The following is a 2,048-nucleotide window of genomic DNA, read 5'->3' as shown; positions in this document are numbered from 1 at the left end:
CAATATAAACATACTGGTTATATTAAAATAAATATATCTGATTTTAAAAATCGTCTAGATATACCTAAAACTTATCAGATGAATGATATAACCAACCTCGCCGGGCACGTCGATCCCGGCGCGCACGAAGGCGTCCAGCACCCCGACCGCGCAGCGGTCGTTGGAGGCGATCACCGCGGTCGGCATGTCGGCCGTCGCGGCCAGCAGCCGGCCGGCGCGCAGACCGCCCTCCTCGGTGTGGTCACCCGGGATCACCTGCGTCGGCAGCCCGGCGCGACGCATCGCGGTGCGGTAGCCGCGGCGGCGGGTGGTGGCCACGACACCGGCGCCGCCGTCCACGAACGCGATGCGACCGTGACCGAGTTCGATCAGGTGGTTGAGGGCGGCGTCGACGCCGATGTCGTCGGCCGGCCGGATCACGTCGACCGACTCCTCGCGCACCTCGCGGCCGATCACCACGACCGGCACCTGGGCGGCGAGCTTGGCCAGTGCGCCCGCGGTGGCGTCCGGGCCGAGCAGCAGCAGCGCCTCGCAGCGGAAGTCGAGCAGCGACGCGACGGCCCGGTCCTCGTCGTGGCTGCGCGTCAGCGTGGACAGCACGACCTCGTAGCCGATTCGGTCGGCCTCGACCTGGATCTCCTCGACCAGCTCGGCGTGGAACGGGTTGCGCACGTCGAGCAGCACACCGAGCAGATGCCGGCGGCGGCGGGCCAGCATGCTGGCCGCGCGGTCGGCCCGGTATCCGAGCTCGGCGGCGGCCTGGAGCACCCGGCGGCGGGTCTCCGCGCTCGGGCCGGCGGCACCGCGCAGCACCAGCGACACCGAGGCGGTCGAGACGCCGACCCGGGCGGCGACGTCCTCGAGCCGTGGCCGTTGATCCACTGAGAAACCTCCCGTAACACCCTTGACACACTGCGCACGCGGCACGGATATTACTCGTGTTTAAAGCGCTTTAAAAGGAGGCGGGCGGATGCCCCAGGAATTCGGTGTGGCGGTCATCGGCGCGGGCATGGTGGGTCGTGCGCACGCCGCCGCGTACCGCAATGCCTCGACCCTCTACGACCTGGACGGGCCGTCCGCCCGCCTGGTCGCCATCGCCGACGTGCACGAGCCGTTCGCCACGGACGCCGCGCGCCGCTTCGGCTTCGAACGCGCCGAGACGGACTGGCGCGCGGTGATCGACGCTCCGGACGTACGCGCCGTCAGCATCGCCGTCGCGAACAACCTGCACCGCGAGATCACCGAGGCCGCCCTCGCGGCCGGCAAGCACGTACTCTGCGAAAAGCCGCTCGCCCCCGGCGTCGCCGACGCGGAAGCGATGGTCGCCGCGGCCGCGGCGGCGCCCGGACTGGTCAACGCGGTCGGCTTCACCTTCCGCCGCTCCCCCGCGCTCAACGCCGTCAAGGAGCTGGTCGAGGGCGAGCTGGGGGCGGTGCGGCACATCGTCGGCAACTACTGGTGCGACTACGGCTTCGACCCGCAGCGCCCGATCAGCTGGCGTTACCTCGGCGGGCCCGGCACCGGCGTGCTGGCCGACATCGGCAGCCACCTGACCGACCTGGCCGAGTTCTTCTGCGGCCCGACCACCGGCGTCCAGGGCACCACGATGGCCACCCTCATCGCCGACCGGCCCAAACCGCTGGGCATCGCGGTGGGGCACGCCGGCGGGGTCGAGCTCAGCGCCGAGCGGCAGGCCGTCGAGAACGAGGACATCTGTACGTTCACCAGCAGCTACTCCGGCGGCGCGGTGGGCACGTTCGCGTTGTCCCGGGTCGCCTTCGGGCACGCCAACACCCTCAAGCTCGACCTCTTCTGCGAGGGTGGCACCGCGTCGTTCGACCTGAACCGCCCGGCCGAGTTCTCGGTCATCGACGACGGCCCGGCGCAGGCCGCCAACGGCGCGCGCACCGTCTCCATCGGACCGTGGCACCCCTACATCGCCCGTGGGCTGCCGATGGACTTCCCCACCGTGGGGCACGGCCAGAACGACTTCTTCGTCTTCCAGGCGCGCGCGTTCCTCGACCAGATCGGCGGCCTCGACCGGCTGC

At 70.2% G+C, this 2,048-nt stretch carries 2 protein-coding genes; one reads left to right on the top strand and one right to left on the bottom strand.

The window, feature by feature from the left end; translation table 11 throughout:
• Positions 1-54: 54 nt before the first annotated feature.
• Positions 55-882: a LacI family DNA-binding transcriptional regulator gene (locus AB0M20_RS40300; protein WP_364306432.1), complete on the bottom strand. Its 828-nt coding sequence runs from the start codon at positions 880-882 to the stop codon at positions 55-57.
• Between the two features lie 88 nt (positions 883-970).
• Here AB0M20_RS40300 and AB0M20_RS40295 point away from each other — a divergent pair.
• The coding region (locus AB0M20_RS40295) for a Gfo/Idh/MocA family oxidoreductase (RefSeq protein WP_364306430.1) at positions 971-2,048 on the top strand (1,078 nt) is incomplete at its 3' end.

The organism is Actinoplanes sp. NPDC051633 (genome assembly GCF_040681735.1).
In the GTDB taxonomy this organism is placed as follows: Bacteria; Actinomycetota; Actinomycetes; order Mycobacteriales; family Micromonosporaceae; genus Actinoplanes.
The sequence above is the reverse complement of the archived record's forward strand: the minus strand, read 5'-3'. Positions and strand labels throughout refer to the sequence as shown.